We start from the raw sequence: 16,167 nt of genomic DNA, 5'->3' as shown, positions 1-16,167 counted from the left end.
CGGCGTGTGTGGCATTAATCGGTGATCCGGCACTTTTGCGTACCAAGAGCGCTACGGATCGTGATCAGGACAGCGTCGGCGGCGGAGTGTCCGCGCCGGGCAACGCGAGCATCTGATCGAGCGCCACCCGGGCGTGGTGCGCGGTGTCGGCGTCCACCGTGATCTGGTTGACCACCCGGCCCGCGACCAGCTCCTCCAGGGCCCAGACCAGGTGCGGCAGATCGATCCGGTTCATCGTCGAGCAGTAGCAGACGGCCTTGTCCAGGAACATGATCTGCTTGTCCGGGTGCGCCAGCGCGAGCCGGCGGACCAGGTTCAGCTCGGTGCCGAGCGCCCACGCCGAGCCGGCCGGAGCCGCCTCGATGGTCTTGATGATGTATTCGGTGGACCCGACGTGGTCGGAGGCCGTGACCACCTCGTGCCGGCACTCCGGGTGGACCAGGACGTTGACCCCGGGCACCCGCTCCCGCACGTCGTTGACGCTCTCCAGGGTGAACCGGCCGTGCACCGAGCAGTGCCCCCGCCACAGGATCATCTTGGCGTCGCGCAGCTGCTCCGGGGTGAGCCCGCCACCGGGCTTGTGCGGGTCGTAGAGCACGCAGTCGTCCAGCGACAGGCCCATCTCCAGCACCGCTGTGTTGCGGCCCAGGTGCTGATCCGGCAGGAAGAGCACCTTCGACCCCTGCTCGAAGGCCCAGTCCAGGGCGCGCTTGGCGTTTGACGAGGTGCAGACCACGCCGCCGTTGCGGCCCACGAAACCCTTGATGTCGGCCGAGGAGTTCATGTACGTCACCGGCACGGTGTCGCCGGCGATGCCCAGCTCGGTCAGCGTGTCCCACGCGGCCTCGACCTGGCCCAGCACCGCCATGTCCGCCATCGAGCAACCCGCCGCGAGGTCCGGCAGGATCACCCGCTGGGTGGCGGTGGTGAGGATGTCGGCGCTCTCGGCCATGAAGTGCACGCCGCAGAAGACGATGTACTCCGCGTCCGGGCGGGCCGCGGCCTCCCGGGCCAGCTTGAACGAGTCGCCGGTCACGTCGGCGAACTGGATCACCTCGTCGCGCTGGTAGTGGTGCCCCAGCACGAAGACCTTGCTGCCCAGCTTCGCCTTCGCGGCGGTGGCGCGGGCCACCAGATCCGGATCGCTGGGCGCCGGCAGGTCGCCCGGACACTCGACGCCGCGCTCGGTGTCGGGGTCGCTGCCCCGGCCGAGCAGCAGCAGAGCCGTCGCCGTGTTGGAGGGTTCCACCCAGGTCGAAGTCACGTAGCCCATGGTCCCACAGCGCGAGCGCGGCGCAGCCTCGCTCGGTGTGGGCTGCCACACTGCTCGGCATGCGCGTGCTGCTCTGCCCGGACAAGTTCGCCGGCACCCTGTCCGCACCGGAGGTGGCCGCCGCCGTCGCCGTCGGTTGGCGGACCGTCACCGACGGAGACGATCTGCTGATCCGGCCCCTCGCCGACGGCGGACCGGGCTTCGTGGAGGTGCTCGCCGAGGCCCTCGGCGGCCGGCGGGTGCCGGTGTCGACAGTCGATCCGCTGGGCCGCCCGGCGGCTGGTGAGATCCTGCTCACCGCCGACGGCTCGACCGCCTACCTGGAGAGCGCGCAGGCGTGCGGCCTGCACCTGCTCTCCGCCGCCGAGCGCGACCCGAAGACCACCACCTCGTACGGGCTGGGTCTGTTGGTGGCCGCCGCCGTGGAGGGCGGTGCCCGCACGGTCGTGATCGGGCTGGGCGGCTCCGGCACAAACGACGCCGGCGCCGGAATGCTCGCCGCGCTGGGCGTGACCCCGCTCGACCAGGGCGGCGCCGCGCTGCCGTACGGCGGGGCGGCGCTCGCCGCGGTCGACGCGCTGGACGGCGCGCCACGGCTGCGCGGCGTCCGGCTGGTCGCGGCCACCGACGTGGACAACCCCCTGCTCGGCCTGCACGGCGCCAGCAACGTGTTCGGCCCGCAGAAGGGCGCCGACCGCGCCGACGTGTTGCTGCTCGACGCGGCCCTGGAGCGTTTCGCGGCGGTGCTGGAACGGGACCTGGCCGGCTGCCCGGCGGGGCTCGGCGCGCTGCCCGGGGGCGGGGCCGCCGGCGGCATCGGCGCCGCGCTTCTCGCCCTGGGCGGCGACTGCGAGTCGGGGATCGGCCTGGTCACCCGGGCCACCCGACTCGACACCGCGCTGGACACCGCCGACCTGGTGATCACCGGCGAGGGGTCGTTCGACCATCAGTCACTGCGCGGCAAGGTCGTCGCCGGGGTGGCCGGCGCCGCCCGCGATCGGGGAGTGCCCTGCGTGGTGGTGGCCGGGCAGGTGAGCACCGGCCGGCGGGAGGCCGCCTCGGCCGGGGTGACCGACGCGTACAGCCTGGTGGAGCACTTCGGCGGCGAGGAGGGTGGCGGGCTCGACGCGGCGCTGAGCCGGCCCGCGGAGGGGTTGCGCGAGCTGGGCGCCCGGCTGGCCCGGCAGTGGAGCCGCTGAGCGCCCCGAGCCCCTGTGCTCCCGTGTCGACTGAGGGTCGACCTGCGGCGGGGGTCACGCCACGCGGGTGAGCTCGGCCAAGGCGGCGTACCATCGGTTGAGGACCACAACCGGGAATCACTGGACGGCGCGCGACGTTGGCCAGTACGTCCGGACCCAAACCGCGCAGGGAGACTTCCACGTGACCACGCCAGCGCAGACCGAGTCGACCGAGGCCCAGGCCCCTACTTCCGTCGTCCTCACCGACGTCGCGGCGCAGAAGGTCAAGGCCCTGATCGAGCAGGAGGGCCGCGACGACCTGCGGCTCCGCGTCGCCGTGCAGCCGGGCGGCTGCTCCGGCCTGCGGTACCAGCTCTTCTTCGACGAGCGTTCGCTCGACGGTGACGTCGTGACCGACTTCGGTGGTGTCGAGGTCGTCGTCGACCGGATGAGCGCCCCGTACCTTTCCGGCGCGACGATCGACTTCGCCGACCGGATCGACGCCCAGGGCTTCACCATCGACAACCCCAACGCGGGCAGCTCCTGCGCCTGCGGTGACTCGTTCAACTGAGTCACACCACACACCAGCGACGATGGGGCCGTTCTTCGGGACGGCCCCATCGCCGTACCGGTCGGCTGTCGCACCGGTCCGGGAGGGGCCGTGGCGGGTTGGTTGCCGTTGTCCGACCGAGCGGTGACCATCGCGTTGCCGTCCCGGTAGGCTGACCGCGCCCTGCTCCCGACCCCGAGGGTTGACATGAAGATCGCCGTCACCGGCTCGATCGCCACCGATCACCTGATGAGCTTCCCCGGCCGCTTCGCCGACCAGCTCATCGCCGATCAGCTGCACAAGGTGTCCCTCTCCTTCCTGGTGGACGACCTGGTGCTCCGCCGCGGTGGCGTGGCGGCGAACATCTCCTTCGGGATGGGCCAGCTCGGGCTGCGCCCGGTGCTGCTCGGCGCGGTCGGCGCCGACTTCGCCGACTACCGCTCCTGGCTGGAGCGCCACGGTGTGGACTGCGACTCGGTGCACATCAGCGAGGTGGCGCACACCGCCCGCTTCGTCTGCACCACCGACACCGACATGTGCCAGATCGCGTCGTTCTACGCCGGTGCGATGAGCGAGGCCCGCAACATCGAGCTGGCCCCGGTCGCCGACCGGCTCGGCGGTCTGGACCTGGTGCTGGTCGGCGCGAACGACCCCGAGGCGATGCTGCGGCACTCGGCCGAGTGCCGCACCCGCGGGTACGCCTTCGCCGCGGACCCGTCCCAGCAGCTCGCCCGGATGCCCGGCGAGGACGTGGTGGCGCTGATCGAGGGCGCCGAGTACCTGATGACGAACGACTACGAGAAGTCGCTGCTGCAGAGCAAGGCGCAGCTCAGCGACGACCAACTGCTGGACCTGGTCAAGGTGCGGGTCACCACGCTGGGCAAGCACGGTGTGGAGATCGCCGGACGTGGCATCGACCCGATCCACGTGCCGATCGCGCGGGAGATCCGCGCGGTCGACCCGACCGGCGTCGGCGACGGCTTCCGGGCCGGCTTCTTCACCGCGCTCTCCTGGGGTCTCGGCCTGGAACGCGCCGCCCAGGTCGGCTCGCTGCTGGCCACGCTGGTCCTGGAGACCGTCGGCACCCAGGAGTACGACGTCCGCCGCGACCTGTTCGTCAAGCGGCTCGCCGAGTCCTACGGCGACTCCGCGGCAGAAGAGGTCCGCCCCCACCTCCTCCCGGCGTAACCCCCGCCCCCACCCCGGCGATCTTGCACTTTCTGTCGCCGTATCGCGGCTTCTGCACCCCTTTGTCCACGCAGAAACTGCAAGATCGCGGGGGTGAGGGGGCGGGCACGGGTTAGTGGGTGCGGCGTACGTCGTAGGCGGGGCCGTCCGGGCCGTTGACGGGGCCGAGGAACTCCTGGCCGCGCATCCGGCACCAGGCGGGGATGTCGACCGCTGCCGCCGGGTCGTCGGCCAGCACCCGGACCACAGTGCCGACCGGCACCTCGGGCATCCGTCGCGCCGCCGCGATCACCGGTAGCGGGCAGCGTTGCCCCCGGCAGTCGATCACCTCGTCCGGCACCGTCACAGCCCCACCACCCCGGCCTCGGCGCGCAGCCCGGCGACGATTCCCGGCAACTCGGTCAGGAACCGCTCCACGTCCGCCTCGGTCGTCTCCCGGTGCAGGCTGACCCGCACGTTGCCGTGCGAGAGCACCCCCATCGCCTCCAGCACGTGCGACGGCCGCAACGTGGACGACGTGCAGGACGAGCCGGACGACACGGCGAAACCCCGCCGGTCCAGGGCGTGCAGCAACGCCTCCCCGTCGACGTACAGGCAGGAGAAGGTCACCAGGTGGGGGAGCCGGAGTACCGGGTCGCCGACCACCTCGACGTCGGGCACCTCCGCCGCGACCCGCTCCCGGACCCGGTCCACCAGGGCGGTCAACCGGGTCGCCTCGGCCGCCGCGTCGGCCGCCGCCGCCCGCAGGCTCGCCGCCGCCGCCACGACCGCGGGCAGGTTCACCACCCCGGGGGTACGCCCGCCCTCCCGCTCGTCGGCCGGCCAGGGTGACTCCCAGCGAACGCCCTTCCGGACCGCCAGCACCCCCACGCCGGGTGGCCCACCCCACTTGTGGGCGCTCGCCGTGAGCACCGACCAGCCGGCCGGCAGTGGCACCCGGCCCACCGACTGCGCCGCGTCCACGTACAGCGGGACACCCACGTCGGCGCAGGCCGCCGCCGCCTCGGCGACCGGCTGCACCGTCCCCACCTCGTGACTGGCGGTGATCAACGCGGCCAGCGCGACCCCCGGGGCCCGAACGGCTGTCGACCACGCCGTCAGGTCCAGCCGGCCCAACCGGTCGACCGGCACCACCGTGGCGGTCCCGCCCGCGCCGACGTGCCGCTCCGCCGCGTGCAGCACCGCCGAGTGCTCGATCGCCGAGTGCACCAGCGTCGACCCGACCCGGCGTCGCCCCGTCAGGCCGCCGAGCACCGCCCCGTGGGCCGCGGTCGTACCACTGGGGGTGAAGGAGACCTCGTCGGCGCGGACGCCGAGCGTCAGGGCGGTGGCCTCGCGGGCGGCGTCGAGCAGTTGCCGGGCCCGGCGGGCCTGCGTGTACAGCTTGCCCGGGTCGGCCCAGCCGTCGTCGAGCGCGGCCAGCAGAGCCTGCCGCGCGACCGGATGCATCGGCGCGGCGGTCGCCGCGTCCAGGTAGACCGGGGATGCGCTCACAGGTTGCAACGCTATCGCGGCGGTATGCCCAGGATCCCCCCGATGGGGGTCGGACAGTGACCCCACCACGGCCGAGTCCGTCATGGTCGAGTAATCTGCGACCGTCGGTGACGCCTTTGCCGCGGGTGCCGAGGAAAGACGCACCGCGGCGCGCTAGGGAGGCAGGACCAGGTGGTCGCAAGGAGTTCGGAGGTACGGCCGTCGGCCGTACGGCACAGCGCTTCCCCAGGGGTTGGTGGACGCCGGGGGCGTGGTGCTGGTCGCCTGGCCGGGCTCGGTCTCGGTGGCGTGGCGTTGCTGGTTCTGCTCACGGGCTGTGACGTCGGTCAGACGTTCGACGGCTTCGGCTGGCCGCAGGGCGGCATCTCGGCGGAGTCCAAGCGGATGTACGACCTGTGGATCGCCTCCTGCATCGCCGCGCTCGCCGTCGGCGTCTTCGTGTGGGGCCTGATCTTCTGGTGCGTCGTGCGTTACCGCAAGCGTGGCAACGCGCTGCCGGTGCAGACCCGCTACAACATGCCGATGGAGTTCCTCTACACCATCGCGCCGATCCTGATCGTCTCCGTGCTCTTCTACTACACGGCGATCGTGCAGACCGACGTCGACAAGTTGTCGAAGAACCCGGACGTCACTGTCGAGGTCGTCGCGTTCAAGTGGAACTGGCAGTTCAACTACCGGGACGGCCAGGGCACGGAAGCCCGCACCACCGCGTCGACGCTCGGCACCAGTGAGGTCATCCCGGTGCTGGTGCTGCCGACCAACCGGTCCATCCGGTTCGAGGAGACCAGCCGCGACGTCATCCACTCGTTCTGGGTGCCGGAGCTGCTCTTCAAGCGGGACGTCATGCCGGGCAAGATCCGCAACGTGTTCGAGGTCTCAAGCCTGGACGCCGAGGGTGCCTACGTCGGCCGCTGCGCCGAACTGTGCGGCAGCTACCACGCGTTCATGAACTTCGAGCTGCGGGTGGTTTCGCCGGAGAAGTACGACCAGTTCCTCGCGGCCAAGCAGAGCGGCAAGTCCACCCAGGATGCGCTGTCCGCGATCGGTGAGCAGCCGTACGCGACGACCACGCAGCCGTTCGACACGCGGCGGACGCAGGACAACTTCAACCCGGACGACGTTCCGGCCCGCACGGGAAGCTGAGGCAGCCGCATGAAGACCGAGTGGCGTATCTTCCTGATCATCGCCGGGTTCCTCTTCGGCGCCACCATCCTCTACGGCGCCTGGACGAACGGTGAGTCGGGCGGCGTCGAGTGGGTCGGCACCGTCGCCCTGCTGCTGTCGTTCCTGCTCTGCTCGATGTGCGGTGGCTTCTTCTGGTTCGTCTCCCGCCGCATCGACCTGCGCCCGGAGGACCGCCCGGACGCCGAGATCGCCGACGGCGCTGGTGAGGTCGGCTTCTTCAGCCCGGGCAGCTACTGGCCGTTCGGTCTGGCGCTGGCCGCCGCGATCGCCGCGCTCGGCCTGGTGTTCTGGCAGTACTGGCTGATCGGTGCCGGCCTGGTGGCCGTCGTCTTCTCCGCCTGTGGGCTCCTGTTCGAGTACTACAGCGGCACCCGGCGTACCGCCGAGCACTGACCTGCCCGGTCGCCGTCGCGACCGACCAGGCACGACGAAGGCCCGTTCCCCGAGTGGGGAGCGGGCCTTCGGTCATGCGCCATCTCGGCTCGGCTGGCGCGGCGCGGCGGCTAGGCGGCGCGGGCGGTGCGGCTGAGGTCAGGCGGCGCGGCGGGCGGGCTGGCGTCGGCGGGCGGCTAACCGGGTGACCGGGAAGGCGAACGTGCCGACCACCACGGCGGCGCCGCAGTCGGTGCAGATCAGCTCGGGACAGTCGGTGCCGTGGCTGTCGACGCAGGGCGGCGCCTCGAACAGCGCCACGCCCTCGCAGACGTCGCAGTAGAGCTCGCGGTGCGACACGGGCGTCTCCTCTCGGATACCAGGCGGACCGCCCCCGGATGCGACAACGACGCACCGACGGCAGCAGAGAACTACTCACCTGTAGTTTCCCAGACGGGTCCGACAAATCTCCGCGCACCGTCGCCCGGCGGTCGGCATTCCCGCGTGATCCACTCGATTTCAGTGAAGTCGGGGCATTCGAGCTGCCCGGACACCACGGGTTCAAGGAACCCGAGTCGATCACCGGCCGAGACGCCGCCGCCCGGCGAGTCGGGTGGTGGCCGGCGGGTCGGGTGGTGGTGAGGTCAGGCGGTGGCGGTCTCGATCCAGCGATCCAGGGTCGCGGCGGCCGCGCCGGAGTCGATCGACTCAGCCGCGCGGGCCAGGCCGGCGCGGAGCGCCTCGGTCAGGTCGCCGTCCAGCGGGCCCTGGGTGGCCAGCGCCGCCGCCGCGTTGACCAGCACTGCGTCCCGGACCGGGCCCGTCTCGCCGGCCAGCAGGCGACGAGCCACGCCCGCGTTGTACGCGGCGTCACCGCCCCGCAGGTCAGCGAGGGTGGACCGGGGTACCCCCAGGTCCGTCGCGTCCAGCACAGCCTCGCGTACGGTGCCGCCCTGGGCCGCCCAGATCCTGGTCGGCGCGGCGGTGGTGAACTCGTCCAGCCCGTCCTCCCCGCGCATCACGATCGCCGAGTCGCCACGGGCCGCGAACACGCTGGCCATCACCGGGGCCATCCGAAGGTCGAAGCAGCCGACCGCGCCGGCCCGGGGACGGGCCGGGTTGGTCAGCGGGCCGAGGAAGTTGAAGAAGGTGGGCACGCCCACCTCGCGGCGGACCGGGCCGGCGTGCCGCATCCCGGGGTGGAATCGGGCCGCGAAGCAGAACCCGATGCCGGCCTCCTCGACACAGCGGGCAACCTGCTCCGGGCCGAGATCCAGCGGGATGCCGAGGAACTCCAGCAGGTCCGCGGTGCCGCACAGGGAGGAGGCGGCCCGGTTGCCGTGCTTCACGACACGGACACCCGTGCCGGCGACCACCAGCGCCGTCATCGTGGAGATGTTCACAGTGTGGGCGAGGTCACCGCCGGTGCCGACCACGTCGAGCGCGGTACGGCGCAGCTCCTCCGGGAGCGCCACCGGGACCGCGCGACCGAGCATCGCCTCCACCAGGCCGGCCAGCTCCGCTGGCGTCTCACCCTTGGCCCGCAGCGCCACGGCGAAGGCGGCGATCTGCGCCGCGCTCGCCGAGCCGGTCATGATCTCGTCCATCGCCCAGGCGGTGTCGGCGGTGGAGAGTTCGTCACCGCGCAGCAGCGCGTTGAGCAGGTGCGGCCAGGTCCGATCGCCCATGGCGGGCCTCCCGAGCATGCGAAGTGCGGGTGGGCTGGAACCGGCGCCGAGGAGATCCGGCGCCGTGGGGGTGCCGGAGGAGCGTGGGACGTCAGGCGGGTGCGTGCGTCCGCAGCAGCTCGGCCACCGTGCCGCCGGTGGTCACCGGGTCGAGCGGGTGCACCAGCGTCGCGTCGACCTCGGCGTACGCGGCGAGCCATCGGTCGGCGGCACGGGCGATCACCAGGCAGGTCGGGGGAGCGTCGTCCCGGTCGTCCTTGACCTGGCGGGCGATGCCGATGCCGCCGCCCGGGCTCGCCTCACCGTCGAGCAGCAGCAGGTCGATCTCGTAGTCGTCGACCAGCCGGATGGTCTCCGCGTAGGTCGACGCCTCGACGAACTCGATCTGCAGACCAGGAGCTGGCCGGGTGCCGACAGCCATCCGCATCCGATCACGGACCTGCGGGTCGTCGCTGTAGAGCAACACGGTGCAAAGACGATCGGTCATGCCGGAACTCCCACCTCGTAGCTGCCCGCAGATCGTACCGGTCGGCGTGACGTAGCCGACATCCCGCCCGGCGTCACACGTCGGGGCGTACCGTCCGGGCAGCTCAGGCGGGCGCGGCGTCGGCGGCGCGTTCGCGGGCCTCCTGGCGGTCCAGCTCGCGGTCCACCCGGCGGGCCTCCCTCTCGGACTGCTTGACCCACTGCAGCACGAGCACCGCGAGCATGGTCACACTGACGAACTCGCCACCGGCCCAGAGGATGCCGCCGGCCACCACCTGGTCCTGCCATGGGTCGACCCAGCCGAGGTTGAGCGACGGGTACCAGTCACCGCCGAAGAGCGTGCTGCTCTGCATGATGGTGAGGCCGAGCACTGTGTGGAACGGCACGGAGAGCAGCATCAGCAGCGCACGCGCCGGGTACGGCCAGCGGCCGGGCAGCGGGTCGAGGCCGAGCAGCGGCCAGAAGAACACGCAGCCGGTCATGATGAAGTGCGCGTGCACCAGCTCGTGCGCCCAGGCGTGTTCGAGGGTGTAGCGGTACAGATCACTGAAGTACAGCACGAACGGGTTGACCACGAAGATGGCGAACGCCACCAGCGGGAAGCTGTAGACCCGGGCGACGCGGCTGTGCACGATCGCGAGCAGGCGCTTGCGCGGCCCGACCGGCAGGGTCCGCAGGGCCAGGGTCATCGGCGCGCCCAGCGCCAGGAAGATCGGCGCCACCATGGAGAGCACCATGTGCTGGATCATGTGCACGGACAGCAGCGCGGTGTCGTACGCGTGCAGCCCGCTGACAGTGACCAGCGCGATGCCACCCAGGCCGGGGCCGAGGAAGAACACGGTACGGGTGATCGGCCAGCGGTCGCCGCGCAGGCGCAGCCGGTACACCCCGTAGAGGTACAGGCCGGCGGCGAGCACCAGGCCGAGGGCCAGCCAGCTGTCCAGCCGGGTCTCGGTCAGCACCGCGCCGACGGTGAACGGCGGCGGGGCCGAGGTGGCGGCGAAGATCGGATCGACGTGCAGCACGCTTTTCAGGCTAGGCCAGGCGAACCGGACCCTGACGCTCGGGCCACGGAAGGCGCAGGTTTGCCACCCCGCTGATCGGCGGCCCCGGTCAGGGGCAATAATGACGGCGTGACTGCGGCCCCAGCCATTGACAAGAGCCGGATCCACTCTCTGACCCGACCAAACATGGTCAGCGTCGGGACGATCGTGTGGCTCTCCAGCGAACTCATGTTCTTCGCGGCGCTGTTCGCGATGTACTTCTCCATCCGCGCGGCTGCGCCGGAGCAGTGGGAGAAGCACACCGAGGCGCTGAACATCCCGTACGCGACCACCTTCACGGTGATCCTGGTGCTGTCCTCTGTGACGTGCCAGCTCGGCGTCTTCGCGGCGGAGAAGGGTGACGTGCACGCGCTGCGGCGCTGGTTCACCGTCACCTTCGTGATGGGTCTGATCTTCGTCCTCGGCCAGTTGAACGAGTACCGGCACCTGGTCGCCGACGGCATCAAGATCAACGGAGACGGGTACGGGTCGGTGTTCTACCTGACCACCGGCTTCCACGGCCTGCACGTGACCGGTGGACTTATCGCCTTCATCATCTTCATGGTCCGTACGACCATGGGCCGGTTCACTCCGGCGCAGGCGACGTCGGCGATCGTCGTGTCGTACTACTGGCACTTCGTCGACGTCGTGTGGATCGGGCTGTACGCCATGATCTACTGGCTCCAGTGATCTTGCGCGTCACATTCCGCGCTGCTGCTCCGTCCCCTGAGACAGGTCCAACCGGTTAAGGACACCGCTCATGACTTCTGACAACGACCGCCGACGCGGTCTGCTCGCGCGGTTGCGTGAGCGGCCCGCCGTGCGCAGCAGGGGCCGCCGCCGGCTGGGCGCCGCGGTCCGGCTGATCGCCGCGCTGATGCTCGCCGGTGGCGCGTACACCGTCTTCGCCCCGGGCGCCCAGGCACAGGACAACCCGCAGCTGACCGGCGCCGCCGCCGAGGGCAAGGCGCTGTTCGACGTGAGCTGCGTGACCTGCCACGGCCGCAACGCCCAGGGCGTCGAGGGTCGCGGGCCGAGCCTGATCGGCGTCGGCGCGGCATCGGTCGAGTTCCAGGTCAGCTCCGGGCGGATGCCGCTGGCCCGCCAGGAGGCCCAGGCGCACCGCAAGCCCCCGGTCTTCACCGACGAGCAGACCCGTCAGCTGGCCCAGTACATCCAGGAGCTTGGCGGCGGCCCGGTCGTGCCCGAGGGCGACGACCTCCGTGAGGACGGCAACATCGCCGCCGGCGGTGAGCTGTTCCGGATCAACTGCTCGCAGTGCCACGCCTTCGGTGGCGGCGGCGGTGCGCTCTCCTCGGGCAAGTTCGCCCCGAGCCTGCACCCCGCGACCGACCGCCAGATCTACGCGGCGATGTTGAGCGGCCCGCAGAACATGCCGGTGTTCGGCGACAACCAGCTCCGGCCGGAGCAGAAGGCCGACATCATCGCCTACATCCAGGAGACGCTGAAGCACGACCAGGACCCGGGTGGGTTCAACCTCGGACGGTACGGCCCGTCCACCGAGGGCCTGGCGATCTTCCTGGTTGGCATCGTGGCGCTCGTCTTCGCTAGCCTGTGGATTGCGGGTAAGTCGTGATCGAGCAGGCCATCCGATTCAGTGCTGTGGTGCCGCTCGGCGCCACCCGTAGCGAGGTGACGGCATGAGCACCCACACCGAGCACCAGGCCCAACAGGGCCCGGAGCCGCTCGACGTGAACGACCCCAAGCTGACCCGGTTCGACATCGTTCGCGAGGGCGCACGTCGGGACGACATCGAGATCGTCCACTACGAGCCGCAGGTGCTGCCGGGCACCAAGGCGGAGCGTCGGCTGACCCGTGTGGTCGCTGGCTTCTTCCTGATCACCGGCCTGGCGGCGACCGCGTTCCTGGCCATCTACATCTGGTGGCCGTGGCAGTACGAGGCGGGCCGGGGCGGCGACAAGTTCTACACCCCGCTGCTCGGCTTCACCCTCGGCGTGGCGCTGCTCGCCGTCGGCTTCGGCATCCTGACCTGGGGCAAGAAGTTGCTGCCCAAGGAGGTCTCGATCCAGGACCGGCACGAGGGCCAGGTGGACTCCGAAGGCCGCACCATCACCGGGCAGACCATGCTCTACATGGCTGACGAGTTGGGCGTGAAGCGTCGCCCCCTGCTCGGCATCTCGCTGCTGGCCGGTCTCGCGCCGGTCGCCGCGGTCGCCGCGGCGCCGCTGGTCGGCGGTCTGATCTCGCAGCCGCACAAGAACAACCAGATGTTCACCACCGGGTTCGCCGCGGCCGAGGGTGGCCAGCGGATCCGCCTGGTCCGCGAGGACGGCCGGCCGATCCGCCCGGCGGACATCAGCACCGGTGGGCAGCTGACCGTCTTCCCCGGCATCGACCACGGTGTGAGCAACAAGCACGCCGACTCGCCGACGCTGCTGATCCACCTCCGCGACTCGGACGCGCAGGAGTCGCGCCGGGCCAACGAGAAGGTCGGCCACGGCGACTACATGTGGGGCAACTACGCGGCGTTCTCCAAGATCTGCACGCACGCGGGATGCCCGGCCAGCCTGTACGAGCAGCAGACCAACCGGCTGCTCTGCCCGTGCCACCAGTCCCAGTTCCTGATCACCGACAACGCCCGGCCAGTCTTCGGCCCCGCCAGCCGGCGGCTGCCGCAGCTGCCGATCGAGGTGGACTCCGAGGGCTTCTTCGTGGCGAAGTCCGACTACACCGAGACCGTCGGGCCTGATTTCTGGGAGCGGCCATGAAGCGTCGAAAGTTTGACCTTGCGGCGACGCCGGGCAAGGCCGCGGTGGGAGTGGACGACCGCTTCGCGGTGGCCACCCCGCTGCGCAAGCTGCTGAACAAGGTCTTCCCGGACCACTGGTCCTTCCTGCTCGGCGAGATCGCGCTGTTCTCGTTCATCGTGCTGCTGCTGACCGGTGTGTTCCTCACCTTCTTCTTCGAGCCGGCGATGACCGAGGTGGTCTACGACGGCAGCTACGCGCCGTTGCAGGGCACCCCGATGTCCGCCGCGTACGCCTCCAGCCTGGACATCTCGTTCGACGTCCGCGGCGGTCTGGTGATGCGGCAGATGCACCACTGGGCGGCGCTGCTGTTCATGGCCGCGATCGTCGTGCACATGCTGCGGGTCTTCTTCACCGGCGCCTTCCGCAAGCCGCGCGAGACCAACTGGATCATCGGTTCGCTGCTGTTCTGGGTCGGCTTCCTGGCCGGCTTCACCGGCTACTCGCTGCCGGACGACGGCCTGTCCGGCACCGGCCTGCGGATCGCCTCGGCGATCATGCTGTCCATCCCGGTGATCGGCTCCTGGGTCACCTCGTCGGTCTTCGGCGGCGAGTTCCCGGGCACGATCATCATCAGCCGGTTCTTCATCGCCCACGTGCTGCTCATCCCGGGTCTGCTGGTCGCGCTGATCAGCGTCCACCTGGGTCTGGTCTTCAAGCAGAAGCACACCCAGTGGCCCGGCCCCGGCCGGACCAACAACAACGTGGTCGGCGAGCGGATGTTCCCGCGGTACGCGCTGAAGCAGGGCGGCTTCTTCATGGTCGTCTTCGGCGTCATCGCGCTGATGGGCGGTCTGTTCCAGATCAACCCGATCTGGCTGTTCGGCCCGTACGAGGCGTGGGTGGTCTCGGCCGCCAGCCAGCCCGACTGGTACGTCATGTTCCTCGACGGCTCGACCCGACTCATGCCGGCCTGGGAGATCCCCATCCCGATCGGCGACGGGTACGTCATCCCGCCGCTGTTCTGGCCGACGGTGGTGCTGCCCGGCATCCTGGTGGGCCTGTCGACGATGTACCCGTTCCTGGAAGCCCGGCACCTCAAGGACCGCAAGAGCCACAACCTGCTCGAGCGTCCCCGGGACGCTCCGGCCCGGACCGCCGTCGGCGCCATGGCCGTCTCGTTCTACATCGTGCTGACGCTCTCCGGCGCCAACGACGTGATCGCGGACAAGTTCCAGATCAGCCTGAACGCGATGACCTGGGCGGGTCGCATCGGCCTGCTGGTGGTCCCGCCGCTGGCGTACTACGTCACCTACCGGCTCTGCCTGGGTCTGCAGCAGCACGACCGGGAGGTGCTCGCGCACGGCGTGGAGACCGGCATCATCCGGCGCCTGCCGGACGGCCGGTTCGTCGAGGTGCACCAGCCGCTCAGCGCGTCCAACGGGCACGCGGACGGTCACGGCCAGCTGGACTACGTCGGCTGGGTCGTGCCCAAGAAGATGAACCGGCTGGGGGCCCTCGGCCCGGCCATCCGGGGCTTCTTCTACCCGATCGAGAAGCCGGTCGAGGCACCGGTCTCGCCGGGGCACCCGCCGGTCGAGGCCCGACCCGAGCGTGAGGAGATCGGCAGCGGCGAAAGCCGCCGCTGACCGCCCAGTCACACAGTTAAGGGGCGCCCGCCGGATTCCGGCGGGCGCCCCTTCGTATCCACACCCCCGACCCATCCGACCAGGAGTCGGACGGCCCTGACGGGACCGGTCGACCCCGGGCGACGGGCGATCGCAGGAATAACCCCGGTGAGCCGGGTATCCGTGCGGTCCAACGTCTCAAGGGGGGGAAGCATGTTGGGTATCAAACGCCTCGGCCTGTTGGCCGCGCTGGTACTTGTCGGTGTCGCGCCGGCTGCGGCCGCGCAGGCCGCGGCACAGCCGTCAACGCAGGACACCCAGTACCTGCAGGCGGTACACCAGGTCAACCTGTTCGAGATCACCGCTGGTGACCTGGCTCAGCAGAAGGGCCAGGACCAGGGGGTCAAGGACCTGGGCGCGATGCTGAAGACCGACCACACCCAACTGGACCAGACGGTGCAGCAGACCGCGTCGCAGCTCGGGGTGGAACTGCCGAACGAGCCCAGCGCCGATCAGCAGGCGGTCATCGACAAGCTGAACAACGCCAGCGGCGCGGAGTTCGACAGGCTCTGGGTGACCAGTGAGCTGGCTGGCCACGTCCAGGCCATCCAGGCCACCCAGACGGAGATCTCGCAGGGCTCCGAGCAGTCGGTGGTCCAGTTGGCGCAGACGGCGCTTCCGACGCTGCAGACGCACTACGACGAGTTGGTGGCGCTCGCCAACAAGCTTGGCATCCCGGTTCCGCAGACCAGCGCCAGCGGTACGCCCAGCCCGGGCGGCACCGGCACTGAGTCCCCGGCTCCGGGTGGCACTGTCACCGAGTCGCCGGCTCCGGGCGGCACCGGCACCGAGTCGCCGGCTCCGGGTGGCGGCAGCACCGAGGTTCCGGCTCCCAGCGAGAGCTGACGTAGCCACAGCAGACGGCCGGTCCACCCTCGGGGTGGGCCGGCCGCCCTGTGCGCGCCACGCGCCGCCATGCGGCTGGCGCGGACCCGAAACGGCGAGCGGGTCAGTCGGAGCTGGCCAGACCGATCGCGAACGCCTCCTCCAGGTCGTGCTGGGAGTACGCCCGGAAGGCGATGTGCGACTCGGTGTTGAGCACTCCCGGGACCTTGGAGATGCTGCCCGCGATGACCTGGGCGATCTGGTCGAACTCGCGGACCCGGACGATGGCGATGAGGTCGACGTGCCCGGCCACCGAGTAGACCTCGCTGACACCGGGAAGGTTGGCCAGGTTCTCCGCCACCTCGGGGATCGCATCGGTGGCGCAGTCGATCAGCACGATCGCGGTGATCACGGGGCATTTCTCCGTTCGTCGGCGTCGTCGCCCATGCTAGATGTTCCGGCCCGAGA

The 16,167-nt window shown here is 70.6% G+C and carries 18 protein-coding genes; 10 read left to right on the top strand and 8 right to left on the bottom strand.

What is annotated here, in order from left to right; all coding sequences use genetic code 11:
• Positions 1-64: 64 nt before the first annotated feature.
• The gene (gene nadA, locus AB0B98_RS14585; RefSeq protein ID WP_357362973.1) at positions 65-1,264 is read right to left on the bottom strand and encodes a quinolinate synthase NadA; all 1,200 of its coding nucleotides are present in this window, start codon (positions 1,262-1,264) and stop codon (positions 65-67) included.
• 68 nt (positions 1,265-1,332) lie between these two features.
• Here nadA and AB0B98_RS14580 point away from each other — a divergent pair, with 68 nt between their 5' ends.
• From AB0B98_RS14580 to AB0B98_RS14570, 3 genes are all read left to right on the top strand, one after another.
• Entirely contained in the window at positions 1,333-2,472 is a 1,140-nt protein-coding gene (locus tag AB0B98_RS14580; protein WP_357363038.1) for a glycerate kinase, read from the top strand.
• 181 nt (positions 2,473-2,653) lie between these two features.
• Positions 2,654-3,022: an iron-sulfur cluster insertion protein ErpA gene (gene erpA / locus AB0B98_RS14575; protein WP_030337969.1), complete on the top strand. Its 369-nt coding sequence runs from the start codon at positions 2,654-2,656 to the stop codon at positions 3,020-3,022.
• Between the two features lie 186 nt (positions 3,023-3,208).
• Entirely contained in the window at positions 3,209-4,189 is a 981-nt protein-coding gene (locus AB0B98_RS14570; RefSeq protein ID WP_238667447.1) for a carbohydrate kinase family protein, read from the top strand.
• Positions 4,190-4,301: 112 nt separating this feature from the next.
• Here AB0B98_RS14570 and AB0B98_RS14565 read toward each other — a convergent pair whose 3' ends face one another.
• A complete protein-coding gene (locus AB0B98_RS14565) occupies positions 4,302-4,535 on the bottom strand; it encodes a sulfurtransferase TusA family protein (RefSeq protein WP_357362971.1) in 234 nt (77 codons plus the stop codon).
• Positions 4,532-5,683 (bottom strand): aminotransferase class V-fold PLP-dependent enzyme, encoded by a 1,152-nt coding sequence (locus tag AB0B98_RS14560; RefSeq protein WP_357362969.1) that lies wholly within the window; start codon positions 5,681-5,683, stop codon positions 4,532-4,534. The genes AB0B98_RS14565 and AB0B98_RS14560 overlap by 4 nt, the downstream gene beginning before the upstream one ends.
• Before the next feature lie 171 nt (positions 5,684-5,854).
• On the opposite strand from AB0B98_RS14560, the gene coxB reads away from it, so the two are divergent.
• Both coxB and AB0B98_RS14550 read left to right on the top strand, forming a co-directional pair.
• The gene (gene coxB, locus AB0B98_RS14555) at positions 5,855-6,826 is read left to right on the top strand and encodes a cytochrome c oxidase subunit II (protein WP_357278352.1); all 972 of its coding nucleotides are present in this window, start codon (positions 5,855-5,857) and stop codon (positions 6,824-6,826) included.
• A 9-nt stretch (positions 6,827-6,835) separates the two neighbouring features.
• Positions 6,836-7,261 carry a cytochrome c oxidase subunit 4 gene (locus AB0B98_RS14550; protein WP_238667443.1) on the top strand — a complete coding sequence of 142 codons (426 nt, stop codon included), beginning with the start codon at positions 6,836-6,838 and terminating at the stop codon, positions 7,259-7,261.
• A gap of 138 nt (positions 7,262-7,399) precedes the next feature.
• Here AB0B98_RS14550 and AB0B98_RS14545 read toward each other — a convergent pair whose 3' ends face one another.
• The 4 genes from AB0B98_RS14545 to AB0B98_RS14530 all read right to left on the bottom strand — a co-directional run bounded on the left by AB0B98_RS14545 (position 7,400) and on the right by AB0B98_RS14530 (position 10,448).
• A complete protein-coding gene (locus AB0B98_RS14545; RefSeq protein WP_357362967.1) occupies positions 7,400-7,600 on the bottom strand; it encodes a hypothetical protein in 201 nt (66 codons plus the stop codon).
• Between the two features lie 284 nt (positions 7,601-7,884).
• The gene (gene trpD / locus AB0B98_RS14540; protein ID WP_091407511.1) at positions 7,885-8,928 is read right to left on the bottom strand and encodes an anthranilate phosphoribosyltransferase; all 1,044 of its coding nucleotides are present in this window, start codon (positions 8,926-8,928) and stop codon (positions 7,885-7,887) included.
• A gap of 91 nt (positions 8,929-9,019) precedes the next feature.
• Complete coding sequence (locus AB0B98_RS14535) at positions 9,020-9,415, bottom strand: hypothetical protein (protein WP_091407513.1); 396 nt, start codon at positions 9,413-9,415, stop codon at positions 9,020-9,022.
• A 103-nt stretch (positions 9,416-9,518) separates the two neighbouring features.
• On the bottom strand, positions 9,519-10,448 hold the full coding sequence (locus AB0B98_RS14530; RefSeq protein WP_357363036.1) for a cytochrome c oxidase assembly protein: 930 nt from the start codon (positions 10,446-10,448) through the stop codon (positions 9,519-9,521).
• 99 nt (positions 10,449-10,547) lie between these two features.
• Here AB0B98_RS14530 and AB0B98_RS14525 point away from each other — a divergent pair, with 99 nt between their 5' ends.
• The 5 genes from AB0B98_RS14525 (at position 10,548) to AB0B98_RS14505 (ending at position 15,720) form a co-directional block, all read left to right on the top strand.
• Positions 10,548-11,147, top strand: coding sequence for a heme-copper oxidase subunit III (locus tag AB0B98_RS14525; protein ID WP_091408043.1), 600 nt, complete (start codon positions 10,548-10,550; stop codon positions 11,145-11,147).
• Positions 11,148-11,217: 70 nt separating this feature from the next.
• The gene (locus AB0B98_RS14520) at positions 11,218-12,054 is read left to right on the top strand and encodes a cytochrome c (RefSeq protein ID WP_357362965.1); all 837 of its coding nucleotides are present in this window, start codon (positions 11,218-11,220) and stop codon (positions 12,052-12,054) included.
• A gap of 64 nt (positions 12,055-12,118) precedes the next feature.
• Entirely contained in the window at positions 12,119-13,207 is a 1,089-nt protein-coding gene (locus AB0B98_RS14515; RefSeq protein ID WP_357362963.1) for a Rieske 2Fe-2S domain-containing protein, read from the top strand.
• On the top strand, positions 13,204-14,835 hold the full coding sequence (locus AB0B98_RS14510; RefSeq protein WP_357362961.1) for a cytochrome b N-terminal domain-containing protein: 1,632 nt from the start codon (positions 13,204-13,206) through the stop codon (positions 14,833-14,835). The genes AB0B98_RS14515 and AB0B98_RS14510 overlap by 4 nt, the downstream gene beginning before the upstream one ends.
• Before the next feature lie 192 nt (positions 14,836-15,027).
• Positions 15,028-15,720: a DUF4142 domain-containing protein gene (locus AB0B98_RS14505; protein ID WP_238680080.1), complete on the top strand. Its 693-nt coding sequence runs from the start codon at positions 15,028-15,030 to the stop codon at positions 15,718-15,720.
• 103 nt (positions 15,721-15,823) lie between these two features.
• Here AB0B98_RS14505 and AB0B98_RS14500 read toward each other — a convergent pair whose 3' ends face one another.
• On the bottom strand, positions 15,824-16,111 hold the full coding sequence (locus AB0B98_RS14500) for an Lrp/AsnC ligand binding domain-containing protein (protein WP_238667436.1): 288 nt from the start codon (positions 16,109-16,111) through the stop codon (positions 15,824-15,826).
• Between the last annotated feature and the right edge of the window lie 56 nt (positions 16,112-16,167).

Source organism: Micromonospora sp. NPDC048947, assembly GCF_040649495.1.
Classification (GTDB): domain Bacteria; phylum Actinomycetota; class Actinomycetes; order Mycobacteriales; family Micromonosporaceae; genus Micromonospora; species Micromonospora alfalfae.
This window is presented reverse-complemented; position numbering and strand designations above follow the sequence as displayed.